The following is a 17822-nucleotide window of genomic DNA, read 5'->3' on the forward strand; positions in this document are numbered from 1 at the left end:
CGCTATCGCGCGAAACGAGGGAAGGGGAGAAAAATCAATGGCCAACCCGGTGCAGGTCGCGGTTTTCCTGATTTTGATGGCGGTTCTGGCGGGTATGACCTGGCGCAAGGTTGCTGCGGCGCGTGCGGCAAGTCATGCCTCGGCGGACAAAGAGATTTTCCTCGCTGGCGGGGGGCTCAGCTGGTTCTTCGTCGCTGGCGCAATCACGCTGACTAATTTGTCGACCGATCAACTGGTTGGCATGAACGGCGCGCAAATGCTGCTTGTTGCCTGGTGGGAGCTGGCGGGCTTTGTCGGTTTGCTGATGCTCGCCTTTGTTTTCGTGCCGATCTATTATCGCAACAACTGCACGACGGTGACCGAACTGTTGGAAAAACGCTATGACGGTGCGAGCATTCGCACGGTCATTTCCGGCCTGTTTCTTGCCGGCAATATCCTGATATATCTGCCGGCTGTGATCTATAGCGGATCGCTGTTCACGCAGACCGTCTTCGGTACAGACCTACCCTTGCTGGTGATTGCAGCAGTCTTCGCGGTTGTGGGCGCCTCTTACGCTATTCTGGGCGGATTGCGCGCGGTGGCCGTGCTCGACACCTATAGCGGAATCGGCATTCTGGGTCTGGCGCTGGTAGTGGTGTTCCTCGCGCTTCAGGCAATCAATTTCGACTTCTCTGGCATACCGGCCGAGCGTCTTTCGATGGTCGGAGACAATGATTCCCAGATTCCGTTCCACACGCTCTTTACCGGCATGCTGTTCATCCAGATCTTCTATTGGTCGACAAATCAGAACATCACGCAAAAGGCGCTGGCCGCTCCAAATGTAAAAGAGGCGCAAAAAGGGATCATCGCAGCGGCGATAATTCGCGTTCTGATCGTTCCGCCAATCGTCGTCGTGCCCGGCGTGGTTGCCTTCAAATTGTTCGGCGGTGTGGGTGACGAGGCCTATGGCATGCTGGTGGGCGAAGTCTTGCCCAGCTGGACCAGCGGGCTCTTCGCAGCAATGATCGCGGCGGCGGTATTGACGACCTATTCGGCTGTCATGAACGCCACGATCACGCTGTGGTCAGTCGACTTCCACCGCAAGTTCATCAACCCTGAAGTCAATGTGGTAAGCCTCAATCGCAAGGTCGGGATTGGAGCGATGATCATTTCTATCGCGCTTGTCCCGATTTACGCGAATGCGGAGAGCATTATCGACCTTCTACAGCAGTTAAACGGCCTTCTTTCGATGCCGATCCTGTCCGCATTCGCGGCTGCACTGCTGTTCCGGAACATGGATGCGCGCGCAGCTGTTTCAGGCCTGATTTATGGCGTTGCGATCTATGCCCTGCACACGTTTTACCTTTACACTGAGCAGGGGATATGGGGCGGCACAACCTTCTATCGCTACCTCGGCCTAGACTGGCTGCACTACATCGATGTGATGGTGTTTGTGCTGTTCAGTTCGATCATCGTCTCGCTGCTGGTTAACCGGATTGCCTTTGGTCAAATCGCCCGTCCGGTATGGAAGGCAGCCCACACATAGGGTATCAGACATCGGGGTGCGGGAACTCCCACGCCCTTCCATGGGTTGGAAAGTTGCAATCGCTGCAGTTACGCGGCGGCAATCGGGGCAGTCCATGCGTGATCATCCTCTGCGAAAACAGGCCGTTGGCGAGATGCATTTGCGTCGCTGGCCAGAGCTGCCCGTCCCGTGTGTGATCGTCCAATGGGTTTTGATTGTCGATGATACAGAGCGGGAAGAGGAACTCGCAGCTATCGAGGAGCGAGCTCTTCCGGGTGATATCCTCGCGAATCCGGCCTTTCGCGCGGGTAATCTGACCGATGACATCAAGTTCGTGTGGGAAAAGCACAGCGAAGGCACATCCCTGACTCTGTTTGCGCGCGATATGGGCCCCGATGCATTCTTGGAGCCAGAGAATAGCGCCGATCTGAAGGCAGCGCTCGAATGGGCACAGGGCCTACCCGGGCAGATCGTGCGAAGCACGCGAATCTGGGTTGCGGAGAATGACGCGCAGATCGAAGATGTGCTGCCAAGCCTGAACCTGGTGCGGGCCGAACTGGTTTCTTGCCACTTGGGGCGCAATATTCGCATGTGGTCCGATTTTCGCTTGAAGGGCGATGGCTTCGGGCGGCTGTTGATTGCCGCCAACGGAGCGGAACCAGCAGAGATTACCCGGCAGGTGCAGCGGGTTCAGGAACTTGGCAATTATCGCAACCGTGCCTTGCTCGGCTTACCGGTAGCACGGGAATGCTGGCCAAAGCTGGATGAGGCCGAAGACCGCCTGCGAGATCTTGCGGCACGCATTGACAATCAGGACGAGAGCGATGACCGCCTTACCGATACGCTGTCCAAGCTGTCGCTGGAACTGGCGGCAATCGAGACTTCCATATCTTTCCGAATGGACGCGACCAAGGCTTACGCACAGCTGGTCAAGGATAGACTCGTCCAGATAGATTCGCGCCACATCCCGGGCTATTCCTCTTTGACTGACTTCACTCAGCGGCGGTTCTTTCCTGCGATGAACACCTGTGAAGCGACCACGGCGCGGGTGCGGCAGCTGGCCTTGCGCGCAGCGCAGTTGGCATCGCTTTTGCGCGCGCGGATCGAGACACGGATCGAGAACCAGAACGCGAAGCTGTTGCGGTCAATGGAACAAAGCACCAGCATGCAGGTTCGGTTGCAGCAGCTGGTCGAAGGCTTCTCGGTCGTGGCCCTCAGCTATTACCTGATCGGATTGATCGGGTATCTGATCAGCGCATTGCCGCTTTCTCAATACGGGCTGAGCAAGGAATGGGTACTGGCTGCTCTTGTCATTCCCGTGGTCGGCACAATCTGGATCGGGATGCGGGTTCTAAAACGCAGGCTGTTCAATGAAAGTAAGTAGCCGACGGGAAAACTAAAACTTGTCCTGACGCTTTAACTTGTCCAGACTATTGGACACATGGCGCGTTTTCCATTCTCTGCGATCGTCGGGCAAGACGAGATGAAGCTGGCGCTGCTGATCGCTTCGGTTGATCCAACGATCGGCGGGGTCATGGTTTTCGGAGATCGCGGGACCGGCAAATCGACCGCTAGCCGCGCGCTTGCATCCTTGCTTCCGCCGATGATCATGGTTGAGGGATGCCGCTATCATTGCACGCCGGAACAGTTGGGCACCTGCCCTGATCCCTGCACCTCAAAGCGCAAGGTCAAGCATCCTATCCCGTTCGTCGATTTGCCATTAGGCGCGACGGAAGACCGCGTTGTCGGTTCGCTTGATCTGGAAAAGGCGCTGCGCCAAGGCGAGAAAGCGTTTGAACCCGGATTGCTGGCCAAGGCGCATCGCGGGTTTCTGTACATCGACGAGATCAATCTGCTTGAAGATCATCTGGTGGACTTGTTGCTTGATGTGGCCGCTTCAGGCGAAAACGTGGTTGAACGTGAAGGCCTCTCGATCCGCCACCGTGCCAAATTCGTGCTGATCGGCAGCGGGAACCCCGAAGAGGGTGAACTTCGCCCGCAATTGCTGGACCGGTTCGGGCTTTCGGTTGAAGTGCGCACACCCACTGAAGTGAGCGAGCGCGTGGAGATCATGCGGCGCTGCGGTGCGCAAGAGCGTGATCCAGAGGGTTTTGCTGCGGAATGGCAGGCAGAGGACGAGAAGATCCTCAAACAAATTGCGCGCGGGCAAAAGCGTGTTCAATCCATGGACGTGCCTGATGAAGTTATGGCGGACATGGCCGAGCTATGCACGGCGGTTGGCGTGGATGGCCTGCGCGGAGAACTGACCTTGATGCGAGCCACGCGGGCCTATGCCGCGCTTTCCAATTCGCGCAAAATCAAACGCGAGCACATGCTTAGCGTCGCACCGATGGCTTTGCGGCATCGTTTGCGGCGCGATGTGCTTGATGAAACCGGCTCGACCGTGCGGATCGAACGCGCGGTACAAGAGCTGTTCGGATGAGCCCGGGCGCAACTGCGCCAAATCACGAAATCGACCCTTTGGCCGATGCATTGCTCGCGGCAAGGTTGCTTGCCTTCGCTCCCGAAGCACTTGGCGGAATGAGTCTTAGGGGCGGTGGACCGGCCCGCGATCTTGTGCTCGCCAAACTGCGCGAATGGGTAAGTGAGAAGTCCCCATGGCGCCGGTTGCCGGCGAATGCTGATCAAGAGGGTTTGCTTGGCGGTGTCGATATCGCTGCGAGCCTGGCTCAAGGCCGCGCGGTTCATCGGGGTGGGCTGTTGCACGATGTCGCAGGCGGTTTTCTGATAGTCTCCATGGCAGAAAGACTTCGCGATGCCATCGCTGGGCAATTGGCACAAGCGATGGATGAGCGCAGCTTTGCTACCCTCCTGCTCGATGACGGGATCGAAGTTGACGAAGGCCCTGCAGCGGGACTGTCAGATCGGATGGCCTTTATTTGCGATCTGACGCGAGTATCATCGCTTGAATCTGACACCACGAGCCACGGGCGTCCGCGGGCATTGAATGCAGTTGGCGAAGTGTCGGGCGAGCAGATGGCGGCGTTGGCAAATGTTTCGGCAGCGTTGGGCGTAGATTCGGTACGCCCGCTGTTATTTGCACACGCGTGCGCCCGTGCGCACGCAGCGCTGAATGGACGCAGTCAGGTTGAACAGGAAGATCTGACCGTTGCTGTCCGGCTGGTGCTCGCCCCACGCGCAACACAAATACCGCAATCTCTGAGCGATGAAGAAGAAGCGTCACCTCCGCCGCCGGAACAATCCGATGATCCGGGTGAGGGCGAACGCCATAGCCAAGGCGAGCTTCCGCCAGATGAAATGCTCATTGAGGCCGCGCTTGCCGCGATCCCGCCCGATGTCCTCGCACAAATTGCCGGGGGACGTACACGGCGCAATTCGAGCGGCTCGGGCGGCGGTAAACGAAGTCATTCGACGTTACGCGGCAAGCCGCTTAGCGCACGACCGGGTACACCCAGAGGCGGTGCGCGGCTTGCCTTGATCGACAGCCTGCGCGTCGCAGCGCCATGGCAACCCCTGCGCCGTCGCGAGCGCGGAGCAAGCACTTCGACAGCGCTCTATGTCGATAAGGATGATCTGCGGATTCGCCGCTTCGAAGAGCGCGCCGGGACCGTCACGATCTTCTGCGTCGATGCCTCTGGCTCAGCTGCTGTGGCTCGGCTTGCCGAAGCAAAAGGCGCAGTCGAGCGTATTTTGGCACAAGCCTATGTCAGTCGCAGCGAAGTCGCGCTGGTGGCGTTTCGAGGGGAGGGGGCAGAGCTTCTCTTGCCACCGACACGATCGCTAACGCGGGCGCGGCGGGCGCTGTCTGAATTGCCTGGTGGAGGGGGCACGCCGCTCGCCTCTGGTTTGCAAACGGGTTTGCAGGTTGCCGAAGCGGCCGCATCGCGCGGACGTACGCCGTTCCTGGTGGTTTTGACCGATGGTAGCGCGAATATCGCAGCTGACGGCTCACCGGGGCGAGCTCAGGCGAAGGAAGATGCCTTGTCTGCCGCAAGGGCTTTACGCTCGCGCGGGGTGGACGGGATTGTGATAGACATCTCGCCTCGACCGCGCCCCGATGCAGGCGAGATCGCCCAGGCGATGGATGCGCGGTATTTGCCGTTGCCGATGGCGGATGCTGCCGCGCTTGAACGTGCTGTCAGCGCAGCGCAGCCCGAACCGCAGCTTGTGCGATGAGCTCTCTCGACTGGGAGCGTGATGGAAGAAGCTGGCCGAACCGTCAGCACAGCCGATTTATTGAAGCAGACGGGCTCAACTTCCACTACCAGCAGATGGGCGAAAGGCCCGTTATCCTTCTGCTACATGGTACCGGCGCTTCCACGCACAGCTGGCATGGCGTCATGCCGTCGTTGGCAAGGCGCTTCGCTGTGATCGCACCAGACCTGCCACTGCATGCATTCACAGGAGGGGAACCGGTCAGCCGTCGTACGGCCATGCCCGGAATGGTGCGGGCACTCGCAGCATTGCTTGATGCACTCAAAATCAGGCCTGCAGCGATCGCCGGACATTCGGCCGGCGCTGCTATCGCGCTGGAGATGGCTCGCACAGGCGTTGTTGCGGAGACTGCGCCGATAATCGGGTTCAACCCGGCTTTGACACCGTTTCCCGGTGCCGCGGCACAAGTCTTTCCGGGGTTGGCCAAGCTGCTGTTACTTAATCCCTTTGTGCCAAAGATATTCTCTGGTCTGTCAAGGTTTGCCGGGGATCCCGAGCGCTTTCTTGAACGTTCCACGGGATCGCGGACCGATCCCGTGTCGCTCAGATGCTATACCGCGCTGTTTGCTAATTCGCACCATACGCGCGGCGCTCTGGCAATGATGGCGCATTGGGATCTTGAGACCTTTTCCAAGAATCTGGACCAGATAGCGAACCCCGTTCAACTGATTCATTCGCGCGGCGATCTTGCTGTTCCGCTGGGGTCGGTTGAAGGCGCAGCGGCGAGGCTTCCCAATGCGCGATTGGACGTATGGGATGATCTTGGCCATCTTGCGCATGAGGAGGCGCCGGAGAGAGCGGCGCAAGCGATTGCGGACTTCGTTAGTGAACAGGTGCAGGGAGCCAGCACATAATGTGGGAGCAGTGGAGAGCCTGGGTCGTCCCGAATTTGGGATTGATTGAGATCGGGATGACCTTCTTTCTGGTGATCGGGTTTTGCGTGCATCAATATTGGAAGATGGACCGCGAGCTTAAGAAAGACCGCGCCGAACGTGAGGCGCGCGAAGCGACAGAGATGTCAGACCGGGAGGACTAGCGCTTGGCGCGCGGCATGCGATAGGGCAGCATGAACTGAACAAGACCCGAGGCGAACCGGTCCATATCCAGGCTTTCCTGCACCGCAATTACGTCTTCTCCGTTGATCCGAGAGGCGAGCGTTGATCGCGCGTAGAACGGCGTATCCTCCCATGTCGTCAGGACTTTGGCATGGCCGTTGTCAGACCGCGTTCGCCGGGTGATTTGCCACAAACTGTTGGGCAAGGGGGCGACCATGGGAAGCTCGACTTGGTCGGTGGAGCCGTTTTCACCAAACCGGATCGCGCTGGCAAAGCCGCTGCCGTCACGGCGGATACCTTCGTAGCAAACGATGGCATCTTGCCCGATATGCGCGCGCGACCAGTGCCAAACTCGAAACCCTTCTTCCAGAGACTCGCTGCCGAAATTGGAGTCGAGGTAGGCTTCGCCTGACCAGACGATGTCAGGCTCGCTCATCTCTACTTCGACCCGGGCGCGCGGGGACAAGCAATGCCAGATGTGACTTTGCCCGGGATCCAGTGCGAAGGCGGTGGGGTTGGCAATCTCGGGATAGACCCGCACTGTGCCGCGCACTCGTCTGCGGAAGGGATTGAACAGGCGCTTGTCTCTTTCGACAATTCCGATTTCCAGATGATCGCCCGCCCAGCGCAAATGGCTTGGCCCGATCTGCAGATTGGCTTCATCCCGCGCTACCGAACCGCTTGGCCGTTCGGTCATCGTCCAGCGTGCCTTCGGACCATAGAGCGCAACATTGATCGAGCTGTGATTTTCCGGATCACCGCGACCCGAGCGCTTGTAATAGGGCGAGAAGACGCTGCCGATAAAGGCAATGATGGTCAGGCCATGTCGCCCGTCTGCGCTGAGCGCGTCGACGTACCACCAGCCATAACCACCGAGTGCAATTTCCTCGTCGAAGCGAGGTCTTGCATCACTGTGTTTGCGGCCAATTGCCCTGACAAGGCCGCCATCGGTACGCCCGCCCCCGGATGGGTACTGCCGCCCGCGCAATACAGCCCAGGGATCTTCGTTTTGCTGCCCTGCCTTAGGAAGGATGCCGCCCAACCGCGCGTGGCCCGTCCATAAAGCGCTCCGCCGGTCGAGGGCCAAAGCCTCTCGAACTCGCTCGGCGTCGCCAGTTGATGCGGAAGCGGATCCTCCAGATCCAACCCGCATCGGCTTAGGCTTGCCCTCATTGCCAGAGTGCATCGATCAATCTCCTCAGCGCTGTATGTATGGGTGTCGCCATTGGCAGGTGCATTGACGATGATTTGCAGTCTTTCGCGGTCTTCTGGCGGCGATGCGCGTCCAGGCTCGGCCAGTGCGTCGCGGTCTTGTGCGCAGACATATACGGTCGGGTCTGCGGGTGGATCACCGCTGGCTATATCTCTGAATTCACGAATATAATCGGAAGAGAAGAACACATTGTGCCGCTGCAGCGGGAAACCCGATGTCCTGGCATTTGCGTACCATACGAAAGCGGAAAGCGAACGGTTCGCGGGTGTGGTTGCGGATACAGCTTTGGATGCCTGAGCGCCGAAGAATCCGTTCCCGATGGCGGAGGGATCGGCATTGCAAATGACCGCATCAGCGGCGATGCGCTCACCCTCCGAAAGCACCACGCCTGAGGCCTTCCCTCCCGCAGTTTCTATCTGCTCGATACTCTGACCAAAGCGATATTGCGCCCCATTTGCTTCGCCAAGTCGCTTGAGCGCATCGGCGAGCGCGGCAATCCCGCCATCGATCAGCCACACCCCCATCGCCTCAACATGCGCGACAAGCATCAGCGTTGCGGGTGCATCGAACGGTGAAGAGCCGCAATAGGTCGAATAGCGGGCAAAAAGTTGGCGCAGCCGTTGGTCTGGAAAGAAATCGCCCAGCGCTTTCCAAAGGCTAACATAAGGATGTTTGCCCGCGAAATCGCCAATATTGGACAGTCCCATCCGCCATATCAGGCTGAATGGTGTTGCGGGTTTTGGTGCACGCATCATGGTGTCATTCAGGGAGTTGTAGATTCTGCGCGATTCCTCGCGGAACTTGCGATACCCCTCAGCGCTTGCTGTGCCGGCAAATTCCCTGATCGCTTCTTCGCTGCGCGCCGGGTCCGCATGCAGATCCAGAGTGGCTTTGTCGTCCCATGCATGCCGCGCCAGTACCTGCGCGCGCCGCATCGTCACGAAACTATCCAACTCCGCGCCGCAGCTGCGAAAGATTCCATCAAACACGTCACGCAGAGTGAACACGGTCGGGCCACCGTCAATTCGGCTACCTTGGACATGAACGGAGCGTGCTTTCCCGCCAGCCCATGCCTCTTTCTCAATGACGGTTACAGGGTAGCCGCGTGCGGCGAGCAAGGCAGCGCTTGCAAGCCCGCCAATCCCCGCTCCAATGATAACCACGCCTGAAGACAATCCACACATCCCAAATGTTATTTGACCTTTACATAACAGATGTCCAATCAATTGGACATATGGAGTCGTCCGATGTCACACAAACTGTCCAGCAGCCGCTGACTTGGCGGATGCGGTGGGTTGCTTGGCGCAATCGGATCCTGTCTTCACCACGCTTTCAAACCTGGGCTGCGCGCAATCGATTGATGCGGCCCTTTGCCCGCCGCAAAGCTGGCGAGTTGTTCGATCTCGTCGCTGGTTTCACCTACACACAGACTCTGCTGGCATTTGTAGAAAGCGGCCTTTTGGAAAGGCTTTCCGCGGGCGCTTGTCGCGTGGCTGACGCTGCGGAAGTGGCAGGATTGAGCGAGGAAGCCGCCGCGCGATTGCTCAAGTCCGCCTCTGCAATCCAGCTCACAGAGGAAGTGGCGCCAGGCGTCTGGATGCTGGGAGAGCGTGGCGCATCGCTCCAGCCGCAGGAAGGTGCCAAGGCGATGATCCGGCACCATAAACTGCTTTATCGTGATCTGGCGGATCCATTGGCCTTGCTGCGCGACAATCGCCAGAGCCCGACCGAGCTTTCAGAATTCTGGCGTTACGCCGCGCGCGATCAGGTGTCTGAAGAGAGCGAGGAGAGTGTTTCTCCATACTCGCAGCTAATGGCGACATCTCAGGCCATGGTCGCGGATGAAGTGCTTGGAGCGTTCGATTTTCGCGGCGTGTCTTCGATGCTTGATGTTGGCGGCGGGCACGGAGCGTTTGCATCCGCAGTTGCGCGCGCCCGTCCGAATCTGAAGCTTGGTATTTTTGACCTGCCCGGCGTTGTTGACGGCGCGCGTGCAAGGCTTGGGCGCGATGACAGCACGTGTTCAATCGCCTTGCATAGTGGGGACTTCTTCAAGGATGCATTGCCATTTGGCTACGACTGCATCTCGTTCGTTCGCATCTTGCACGATCACGATGATACTCCTGCGCAAGCCTTGCTCGACTCGGCACGGCGTGCCTTGCCCAAGGGCGGGAGAATCCTGATCGCGGAGCCATTGGCTGACACAACTGCAGCAAAGGCAATGGGGGAAACATATTTCGGTTGGTACTTGTGGGCGATGCGTTCAGGACGCCCGCGTTCGGCAGAAGAAATCTCGAAGATAGTTGAATCGGCGGGATTTTCTCGCATCAAACAGCTTTCGACTGCCCAGCCAATGGTCACAAGCGTGATTGTCGCTTTTGCCTGACAGTTTATTTGTCTCAAATCATTGACAGATTAAAGTGTCAGGCTATGATGACACTTGGAGAATTTAACATTCGCGCAAAGGGGTTGGTCGCGGATCCACCAGGGGGATTACCCGGGAATGGATGCACTGGCGGTCATACTCGACGCACCCAAGCGGCTGTCGCTGAGGTCGCTCGCGCTGAATCCACCTTCAAGCAGTGATGTCATCGTCGAAACCGCGTGGAGCGGGATTAGTACGGGTACGGAAAAGCTCCTCTGGACTGGCGAGATGCCGCGTTTCCCGGGGATGGGTTATCCGTTGGTGCCGGGATATGAATCGGTCGGGCGGATCGTCGATGCCGGGCCTGACGCACAATCACGCATTGGAGAATGGGTCTTTGTACCCGGCGCGAATTGTTATGCAGAGGCGCGGGGTCTGTTTGGCGGGACCTCCCAGAAGCTGATTGTTCCTTCCGCGCGTGCGCTCACTATCTCGGAAGAACTTGCAGAGAAGGGTGTGCTGATCGCGCTGGCGGCAACGGCGCTACATGCACTGGCAGGTGGCGAGCCACCTGAGCTTATCGTTGGTCATGGCGTCCTGGGTAGACTGCTTGCTCGGATGACGATCGCATCAGGTGCGCCCGCGCCAGTTGTCTGGGACAACAAGGAAGAGCGACGCAAAGGCGCGGAAGGCTACGATTGCATCGCGCCTAAGGATGATGATCGCCACGATTACCAAACAATCTTCGATGTTAGCGGCTACGCGCATGGCCTCGACAATCTGATCGGCCGGCTGGCTAAACGCGGCGAGATTGTACTTGCCGGTTTCTATTCGGACCGGCTGAGTTTCGGCTTCCCTCCGGCCTTCCAAGCCGAAGCGCGGCTGCGCGTTGCAGCCGAATGGAGCCCTGAAGACCTGGCCTCGACTCAAGCGCTGATCGAGACCGGAGCAGTGAGCCTTGACGGGCTGATCACTGACATTCGCCCGGCGAGCGAAGCCGAAAAGGCATACCCCGCCGCATTCACGGAAATCGACTGTCTCAAGATGGTGTTGGACTGGAGCAGTTACGAATGACGATGCTTGATACTCAAGCCTTAAGGGACGAGGCGGCGCAAGAGCCGGACCCCGTTCACACAGGCGAGGTGACCAGCGAAACGCAGGTCATCGCGATTTATGGTAAAGGCGGTTCTGGCAAGAGCTTCGCCTTGTCTAACCTCAGCTACATGATGGCGCAGCAGGGCAAGCGTGTGCTGCTGATCGGTTGTGATCCCAAGTCGGATACGACCAGTCTGCTGTTCGGCGGCAAGAGTTGTCCGACAATCATTGAGACTTCCTCGAAAAAGAAACTCGCCGGTGAAGAGGTCACGATCGAAGATGTCTGCTTCCAGCGTGACGGTGTGTTCGCGATGGAGCTGGGCGGGCCAGAGGTTGGCCGCGGATGCGGTGGGCGCGGCATCATCCACGGTTTTGAACTGCTGGAAAAACTCGGCTTCCACGAATGGGGCTTTGACTATGTCCTGCTCGACTTCCTGGGCGATGTCGTGTGCGGCGGGTTCGGTCTGCCGATTGCGCGCGACATGTGTCAGAAGGTGATCGTTGTCGGCTCGAACGATCTGCAATCGCTCTATGTCGCCAACAATGTCTGCCACGCGGTCGAATACTTCCGCAAAATGGGCGGCAATGTCGGCGTCGCCGGTATGATCGTGAACAAGGATGACGGCACCGGCGAAGCGGCAGCGTTTGCAAAGGCTGTCGACATTCCGGTCCTCACTGCAATTCCCGCGGATGAAGACATTCGCCGGAAGTCGGCAAATTACCAGATCATCGGAAAGCCAGGCGGCGAGTGGGGAGGGCTATTCGAACAGCTCGCCACGAATGTCGCCAAGGCGCCGCCGCGCCAACCTGCTCCCTTAGACCAGGACGGGCTGCTTGGCCTCTTCTCCCCCGAAGACACCGGAGGCGACATTGAACTCGTTCCGGCGACCCAGGCCGATATGCGCGGCGGCACATATGAACCCAAGCCCAGCCTTGAAGTGATTTACGATGAGGTATGATGCTTGAGTGATCTAAACGCCTCGACGCGGAGACGCGATCAGCTCGAGATCGGAGCAACCGAAGGCGCGTGCTCGAGCAAGGAGACAATGCGCGAAGCGGCCCGCAAGGCGGGCAATAGTGAGGTTCTTGATCGATACGCCGCTGACTATCCGATTGACCCCGCACGTGGCCCGCATGATCAGCCTCAATCGATGTGTCCGGCATTTGGCTCACTGCGTGTTGGGCTCAGGATGCAGCGCACGGCCACGGTGCTGTCAGGCTCTGCCTGTTGCGTTTACGGTTTGACCTTCACTTCGCATTTCTACGGTGCGCGCCGCACGGTCGGTTACGTGCCATTCAACTCTGAAACGCTGGTTACAGGCAAGCTTTTCGAAGACATAAAGGAAGCGGTCGAAGACCTCGCCGATCCTGCGAATTACGACGCAATTGTCGTCACGAACCTCTGCGTACCAACTGCCAGCGGGGTGCCATTGCGGCTCTTGCCGAAGGCGATCAACGGGGTGCGTATCATCGGGATCGACGTACCTGGTTTTGGCATTCCAACCCATGCCGAGGCCAAGGACGTGCTCGCTGGCGCAATGCTGCAATATGCGCGCAGCGAGGCCGAGCAAGGTCCTGTCGCCGCTCCGAAACAGCGCTCGGACCGGCCAACGGTGACCTTGCTCGGGGAAATGTTTCCCGCCGATCCGGTAGGCTTGGCGCAACTGATTGCGCCGATGGGACTTGCGACCGGGCCGGTTGTGCCCACGCGAGAATGGCGTGAGCTCTACGCTGCTCTCGACTGTGCAGCAGTGGCTGCGATCCATCCCTTCTACACAGCCAGCGTGCGCGAATTCGAAGCGGCTGGACGCTCAATCGTTGGCTCTGCACCGGTTGGTCGCGACGGCACAGCCGCATGGCTGGACGCGATTGGCGCTGCGTGCGGCGTGGCACAAGACCAGATCGATGCGGCGAAGAGCGCAGCGCTGCCAGCAATCGAAGCGGCCCTTGCAGCAGCTCCGATCAAAGGGCGCGTGACAGTTTCGGGCTATGAAGGCTCTGAACTGCTTGTTGCACGCTTGCTGATCGAAAGCGGTGCCGACGTGCCCTATGTGGGCACAGCTTGTCCGCGCACGCCGTGGTCAGCGCCAGATCGTGAGTGGCTCGAAGCCAAAGGCGTGAAGGTGCAGTACCGGGCAAGCCTAGAACAGGATATTGCCGCGGTTGACGAGTATCGCCCGGATCTCGCCATCGGCACAACTCCGGTGGTTCAGCATGCCAAGCAGCATGGTATGCCGGCAATGTATTTCACCAACCTGATTTCCGCACGTCCGCTGATGGGTGTCGCGGGCGCGGGTAGCCTGGCGCAAGTCATCAATACGGCGATTGGCAATAAGCATCGCTTCACGAAGATGACAGAGTTCTTCGAGGGTGTCGGCAAGGACATGAGTGCGGGCGTTTGGGAAGACACCCCGCAAGACCGCCCGCTATTCAAGAAGAAGTTTGCAGCCCAGAATATCGCCGCTCGCAAGGCGAGTGAGGCGGTGGGCAAATGACGCTGATCCTCGATCATGATCGCGCAGGCGGGTATTGGGGCGCAGTCTACGTCTTTACTGCAATCAAGGGATTGCAAGTGGTGATTGACGGTCCTGTTGGGTGCGAGAACCTGCCGGTCACCTCCGTGCTGCATTACACCGACGGGCTGCCGCCGCACGAATTGCCCATTGTTGTCACTGGTCTTGGCGAGGAAGAACTGGGCAAGACCGGGACCGAAGGTGCGATGAAGCGCGCTTGGGAAACACTCGATCCAGATCTGCCTTCTGTGGTGGTAACGGGCTCGATCGCCGAGATGATTGGCGGCGGTGTGACGCCGGAAGGCACAACTCTCAAACGCTTCCTGCCGCGGACCATTGACGAAGATCAGTGGGAATCGGCGGATCGTGCGCTTAGCTGGTTGTGGACCGAGTTTGGCCCCAAGAAGATGCCCAAGCGGCGTGATCGCAAAGAAGGCGAAAAGCCCAAGGTCAACATCATCGGCCCGGCTTACGGCATGTTCAACATGGCGTCAGATCTTGCTGAAGTGCGGCGCCTGATCGAAGGCATCGGCGCTGAAGTAAACATGGCCTTCCCACTGGGAAGCCATTTGGCTGACATCAAGAAACTGGGCATGGCGGATGCCAATGTCTGCCTTTATCGCGAGTATGGCCGCAATCTCTGCGAACTGCTCGACCGACCGTATTTCCAGGCGCCGATTGGTCTCGACAGCACCACGCGTTTCCTGGAAGCGCTCGGTGATGAGCTGGGGCTCGATCCCGCACCATTCATCGAGCGAGAGAAACACACCACGATCAAGCCGCTATGGGATTTGTGGCGCTCGGTCACGCAAGACTTCTTCGGCACCGCGAATTTCGGAATTGTCGCGAACGAAACATATGCGCGCGGTATTCGGAATTTCCTGGAGGGCGAGATGGGCTTGCCCTGCAGCTTTGCGTATGGCCGCTCGGCAGGCGTAAAACCTGATAACGCCGCGGTACGTCAATCCATTCACGCAAACCCGCCGCTGGTGGTGCTCGGATCCTATAACGAGCGCATGTATATGGCGGAATGTGGTTCGCGGGGCATTTACATCCCGGCCAGTTTCCCGGGGGCGGCTATCCGTCGCCATACCGGCACACCCTTTATGGGGTACGCGGGCGCCACCTATCTGGTGCAGGAGGTGTGCAATGCGCTGTTTGATGCGCTGTTCCACATCCTGCCTCTCTCCACACACTTGGACGCCGGTGAAGCCACTCCGGCGCGCGATTACGAAGAGCTTGAATGGGACAAGGACGCCAAGGCGAAGCTGGACGAACTGGTTGAGGCGCAGCCTGTGCTGATCCGGATATCGGCTGCCAAGCGATTGCGCGACGCCGCCGAACAGGCCGCGCGCCGTGCCGGCGAAACACACGTCACAGCTGATCGGCTGGCGGACGTCCTGCTCGAAGGAAATGGCGCATGAATGCGCTCACACAGATCGCCCGCAGAGATGCGGGTCCAGCAATCCTGGCGAAGAAATTCGTCTGGATACCGACGGAGGCACGTCGCCTCTCGCACAACAACCCAAATGGGAGAATAGGCTATGAGTGATGTGGGAATGAGCACATATCTCACCCCAGAAGAAGCTAAGGAGTTCCACAAGCTCTTTATGTTCTGGTTTGGTGCACACACCGCGATCGCTGTGGTGGCACACCTTCTGGTGTGGACCTGGCGTCCGTGGATCGGCATCTGAACCGACTGGCGCTGCTTGGCGGCCGCCAGGTGGCAAAGTTCAATATAAAACAAGGAATTAGACCATGTGGAGAACTTGGCTAACATATGATCCGCGCAGAGTTTTGGTAGGCCTTCACGTCTATCTGGCTGTGCTCGCGTTCACTATCCACTTCATCCTGCTGAGCACGGATACTTACAACTGGATGGATGGCCCCAATGCGCGGGCAACCATCGAGCTGGCCGAGTAACTGAGGCTCTCAGCGAAGGGATAAACATTCGACAGTGCGAGGGGCGACGGCCGGCAAAATCGGCCGGCCTCGCCTCACAGGTCGAAGATATCAATCTTGGATCCCGCCACGGATTGGGCGGGGGAGGAATGGGTTATGGCGCTCCTTAGTTTTGAGCGGAAGTATCGCGTGCGTGGGGGCACGCTGATCGGTGGAGACTTGTTCGACTTCTGGGTCGGGCCTTTCTACGTCGGATTCTTCGGAATCGTTACCGCGATCTTCGCAACCTTGGGAACAGCGTTGATTTTCTACGCTGCGTCACAGGGCCCAACCTGGAACCCGTGGCTGATAAGCATTGCGCCACCTGATTTGAGTTATGGACTGTCCTTGGCCCCGCTCAAGGAGGGGGGCTTCTGGCAAGTCATCACGGTCTGTGCGATCATCTCTTTCGTCTCATGGGCGCTTAGAGAGGTGGAGATCTGCCGCAAGCTTGGCATGGGTTACCATGTGCCAATTGCTTTCGGTTTTGCGATCCTCGCATACGTCACGCTGGTTGTAATCCGGCCTGTACTGATGGGTGGATGGCACTTTGGCTTCCCATACGGGATATTCAGTCATTTGGACTGGGTCTCCAACACCGGGTATCAATACCTCCACTTCCACTACAATCCGGCGCATATGCTGGCCGTCTCGTTCTTCTTCACGACGACGCTAGCTCTCGCGCTTCACGGGGCTTTGGTTCTCTCTGCTGTCAATCCGGAACGCGGCGGTGAAGTCAAAACACCCGAATATGAAGACACCTTTTTCCGCGATCTGATCGGCTATTCAGTCGGAACGTTGGGCATCCACCGCGTCGGTTTGCTGCTGGCGCTCAATGCCGGCTTCTGGAGCGCGGTCTGTATCGTCATCAGTGGTCCGTTGTGGACCAAAGGTTGGCCCGAGTGGTGGACCTGGTGGCTTAACCTGCCGATCTGGGCATGAGGGGAGACTGAGATATGGCTACCTATCAAAACATCTTCACTCAGGTTCAATTGAACCATCCGCCAGAACTGGGTGTTCCGCTACCTGACGGGCAACACGAGCCGCGTTTCAACAACACTTTCATCAACCGCTGGATGGGAATGATCGGCCACGCGCAGATCGGCCCTTTCTACCTTGGCTGGACAGGCATCGGTGCGCTGACATTCGGATTGCTCGCTTTTGCGATTATCGGGATGAACATGTTTGCATCAGTGGGCTGGGATCCGATCCAGTTCGTCCGTCAGCTGTTCTGGCTGTCTCTGGAGCCGCCAGGCCCGCAATATGGTTTCTCGCCATTTGTGCCGCTGGCCGAAGGGGGCTGGTTTATCCTGACCGGTGCATTCCTGACCATCTCGGTACTCCTCTGGTGGCTCAGGACTTACCTGCGCGCGAAAGAGCTGGGCATGGGTATGCACGTCCCTTGGGCATTTGCTTCGGCGATCTGGCTGTTCCTGGTGCTGGGCTTTATCCGCCCGATGTTCATGGGATCATGGGCCGAAGCGGTTCCTTATGGCGTTTTCTCTCACCTTGACTGGACCGCAGCGTTTTCGATCCGGTACGGGAACCTGTTTTACAACCCGTTCCACGCGCTATCGATTGCATTCCTATATGGATCGACCCTGCTCTTCGCGATGCATGGGGCTACGATCCTGGCGGTCGGACGTTATGGCGGCGAGCGGGAGATCGAGCAGATCACCGACCGCGGCACCGCATCCGAGCGTGCGGCGCTGTTCTGGCGCTGGACCATGGGTTTCAACGCAACGATGGAATCGATCCACCGCTGGGCATGGTGGTTCGCAGTGCTGACAACGCTGACTGGCGGCATCGGCATCCTGCTGACCGGCACAGTCGTCGACAACTGGTACCTCTGGGCTCAGGAGCACAGCTTTGCCCCGGCCTATCCGGATACCGGAACCATTGATCCAGCGGCTGTAGCCGCAAGTGCAGGGGAGTGAAT

17 protein-coding genes are annotated in these 17822 nt (G+C 58.6%); 15 read left to right on the forward strand and 2 right to left on the reverse strand.

The window, feature by feature from the left end:
* The first annotated feature begins 37 nt into the window (after positions 1–37).
* From A6F69_RS04735 to A6F69_RS13060, 6 genes are all read left to right on the forward strand, one after another.
* On the forward strand, positions 38–1525 hold the full coding sequence (locus tag A6F69_RS04735; RefSeq protein WP_067598038.1) for a sodium:solute symporter family transporter: 1488 nt from the start codon (positions 38–40) through the stop codon (positions 1523–1525).
* A gap of 94 nt (positions 1526–1619) precedes the next feature.
* The gene (locus tag A6F69_RS04740) at positions 1620–2888 is read left to right on the forward strand and encodes a DUF3422 domain-containing protein (protein ID WP_067602495.1); all 1269 of its coding nucleotides are present in this window, start codon (positions 1620–1622) and stop codon (positions 2886–2888) included.
* 57 nt (positions 2889–2945) lie between these two features.
* On the forward strand, positions 2946–3947 hold the full coding sequence (gene bchI, locus A6F69_RS04745; protein ID WP_067598041.1) for a magnesium chelatase ATPase subunit I: 1002 nt from the start codon (positions 2946–2948) through the stop codon (positions 3945–3947).
* Positions 3944–5662, forward strand: coding sequence for a magnesium chelatase subunit D (locus A6F69_RS04750; RefSeq protein ID WP_067598044.1), 1719 nt, complete (start codon positions 3944–3946; stop codon positions 5660–5662). Before bchI ends, A6F69_RS04750 begins: the two co-directional genes overlap by 4 nt.
* The gene (gene bchO / locus A6F69_RS04755) at positions 5659–6555 is read left to right on the forward strand and encodes an alpha/beta fold hydrolase BchO (protein ID WP_067598046.1); all 897 of its coding nucleotides are present in this window, start codon (positions 5659–5661) and stop codon (positions 6553–6555) included. The genes A6F69_RS04750 and bchO overlap by 4 nt, the downstream gene beginning before the upstream one ends.
* Positions 6555–6737, forward strand: a complete 183-nt coding sequence (locus tag A6F69_RS13060) for a hypothetical protein (protein ID WP_144573733.1) — start codon at positions 6555–6557, stop codon at positions 6735–6737. The genes bchO and A6F69_RS13060 overlap by 1 nt, the downstream gene beginning before the upstream one ends.
* Here A6F69_RS13060 and A6F69_RS04760 read toward each other — a convergent pair.
* Positions 6734–7684, reverse strand: coding sequence for a hydroxyneurosporene dehydrogenase (locus A6F69_RS04760; protein WP_342669877.1), 951 nt, complete (start codon positions 7682–7684; stop codon positions 6734–6736). The genes A6F69_RS13060 and A6F69_RS04760 overlap by 4 nt on opposite strands.
* Positions 7573–9132 carry a 1-hydroxycarotenoid 3,4-desaturase CrtD gene (gene crtD / locus A6F69_RS04765; protein WP_342669871.1) on the reverse strand — a complete coding sequence of 520 codons (1560 nt, stop codon included), beginning with the start codon at positions 9130–9132 and terminating at the stop codon, positions 7573–7575. Before crtD ends, A6F69_RS04760 begins: the two co-directional genes overlap by 112 nt.
* A 71-nt stretch (positions 9133–9203) precedes the next feature.
* On the opposite strand from crtD, the gene A6F69_RS04770 reads away from it, so the two are divergent.
* The 9 genes from A6F69_RS04770 to pufM all read left to right on the forward strand — a co-directional run bounded on the left by A6F69_RS04770 (position 9204) and on the right by pufM (position 17820).
* On the forward strand, positions 9204–10355 hold the full coding sequence (locus A6F69_RS04770; protein WP_245638290.1) for a methyltransferase: 1152 nt from the start codon (positions 9204–9206) through the stop codon (positions 10353–10355).
* Positions 10356–10472: 117 nt separating this feature from the next.
* Entirely contained in the window at positions 10473–11408 is a 936-nt protein-coding gene (gene bchC / locus A6F69_RS04775; RefSeq protein WP_067598055.1) for a chlorophyll synthesis pathway protein BchC, read from the forward strand.
* Positions 11405–12388: a chlorophyllide a reductase iron protein subunit X gene (locus A6F69_RS04780; protein ID WP_067598058.1), complete on the forward strand. Its 984-nt coding sequence runs from the start codon at positions 11405–11407 to the stop codon at positions 12386–12388. The genes bchC and A6F69_RS04780 overlap by 4 nt, the downstream gene beginning before the upstream one ends.
* Positions 12389–12475: 87 nt before the next feature.
* Positions 12476–13924, forward strand: a complete 1449-nt coding sequence (gene bchY, locus A6F69_RS04785) for a chlorophyllide a reductase subunit Y (protein WP_083984836.1) — start codon at positions 12476–12478, stop codon at positions 13922–13924.
* Positions 13921–15366 (forward strand): chlorophyllide a reductase subunit Z, encoded by a 1446-nt coding sequence (gene bchZ, locus A6F69_RS04790; RefSeq protein WP_067598064.1) that lies wholly within the window; start codon positions 13921–13923, stop codon positions 15364–15366. The genes bchY and bchZ overlap by 4 nt, the downstream gene beginning before the upstream one ends.
* 120 nt (positions 15367–15486) lie before the next feature.
* Positions 15487–15636, forward strand: coding sequence for a light-harvesting antenna LH1, beta subunit (gene pufB / locus A6F69_RS12925; protein WP_083984691.1), 150 nt, complete (start codon positions 15487–15489; stop codon positions 15634–15636).
* Positions 15637–15700: 64 nt separating this feature from the next.
* Positions 15701–15865 (forward strand): light-harvesting antenna LH1, alpha subunit, encoded by a 165-nt coding sequence (gene pufA / locus A6F69_RS12930; RefSeq protein WP_083984692.1) that lies wholly within the window; start codon positions 15701–15703, stop codon positions 15863–15865.
* Between the two features lie 135 nt (positions 15866–16000).
* Positions 16001–16825 (forward strand): photosynthetic reaction center subunit L, encoded by an 825-nt coding sequence (gene pufL / locus A6F69_RS04795; protein WP_067598068.1) that lies wholly within the window; start codon positions 16001–16003, stop codon positions 16823–16825.
* A 14-nt stretch (positions 16826–16839) separates the two neighbouring features.
* A complete protein-coding gene (gene pufM, locus A6F69_RS04800) occupies positions 16840–17820 on the forward strand; it encodes a photosynthetic reaction center subunit M (RefSeq protein ID WP_067598071.1) in 981 nt (326 codons plus the stop codon).
* The last annotated feature ends 2 nt before the right edge of the window (positions 17821–17822 follow it).

Origin of the sequence: Altererythrobacter ishigakiensis, from assembly GCF_001663155.1 — a bacterium.
Classification (GTDB): domain Bacteria; phylum Pseudomonadota; class Alphaproteobacteria; order Sphingomonadales; family Sphingomonadaceae; genus Erythrobacter; species Erythrobacter ishigakiensis.

Excerpts from the sequence above, each read along its gene's own strand:
- A6F69_RS04735 (WP_067598038.1), top strand. The coding sequence starts at position 38 with ATGGCCAACCCGGTGCAGGTCGCGGTTTTCCTGATTTTGATGGCGGTT.
- A6F69_RS04740 (WP_067602495.1), top strand. The coding sequence starts at position 1,620 with ATGCGTGATCATCCTCTGCGAAAACAGGCCGTTGGCGAGATGCATTTG.
- bchI (WP_067598041.1), top strand. The coding sequence starts at position 2,946 with ATGGCGCGTTTTCCATTCTCTGCGATCGTCGGGCAAGACGAGATGAAG.
- A6F69_RS04750 (WP_067598044.1), top strand. The coding sequence starts at position 3,944 with ATGAGCCCGGGCGCAACTGCGCCAAATCACGAAATCGACCCTTTGGCC.
- bchO (WP_067598046.1), top strand. The coding sequence starts at position 5,659 with ATGAGCTCTCTCGACTGGGAGCGTGATGGAAGAAGCTGGCCGAACCGT.
- A6F69_RS13060 (WP_144573733.1), top strand. The coding sequence starts at position 6,555 with ATGTGGGAGCAGTGGAGAGCCTGGGTCGTCCCGAATTTGGGATTGATT.
- A6F69_RS04770 (WP_245638290.1), top strand. The coding sequence starts at position 9,204 with ATGGAGTCGTCCGATGTCACACAAACTGTCCAGCAGCCGCTGACTTGG.
- bchC (WP_067598055.1), top strand. The coding sequence starts at position 10,473 with ATGGATGCACTGGCGGTCATACTCGACGCACCCAAGCGGCTGTCGCTG.
- A6F69_RS04780 (WP_067598058.1), top strand. The coding sequence starts at position 11,405 with ATGACGATGCTTGATACTCAAGCCTTAAGGGACGAGGCGGCGCAAGAG.
- bchY (WP_083984836.1), top strand. The coding sequence starts at position 12,476 with ATGCGCGAAGCGGCCCGCAAGGCGGGCAATAGTGAGGTTCTTGATCGA.
- bchZ (WP_067598064.1), top strand. The coding sequence starts at position 13,921 with ATGACGCTGATCCTCGATCATGATCGCGCAGGCGGGTATTGGGGCGCA.
- pufB (WP_083984691.1), top strand. The coding sequence starts at position 15,487 with ATGAGTGATGTGGGAATGAGCACATATCTCACCCCAGAAGAAGCTAAG.
- pufA (WP_083984692.1), top strand. The coding sequence starts at position 15,701 with ATGTGGAGAACTTGGCTAACATATGATCCGCGCAGAGTTTTGGTAGGC.
- pufL (WP_067598068.1), top strand. The coding sequence starts at position 16,001 with ATGGCGCTCCTTAGTTTTGAGCGGAAGTATCGCGTGCGTGGGGGCACG.
- pufM (WP_067598071.1), top strand. The coding sequence starts at position 16,840 with ATGGCTACCTATCAAAACATCTTCACTCAGGTTCAATTGAACCATCCG.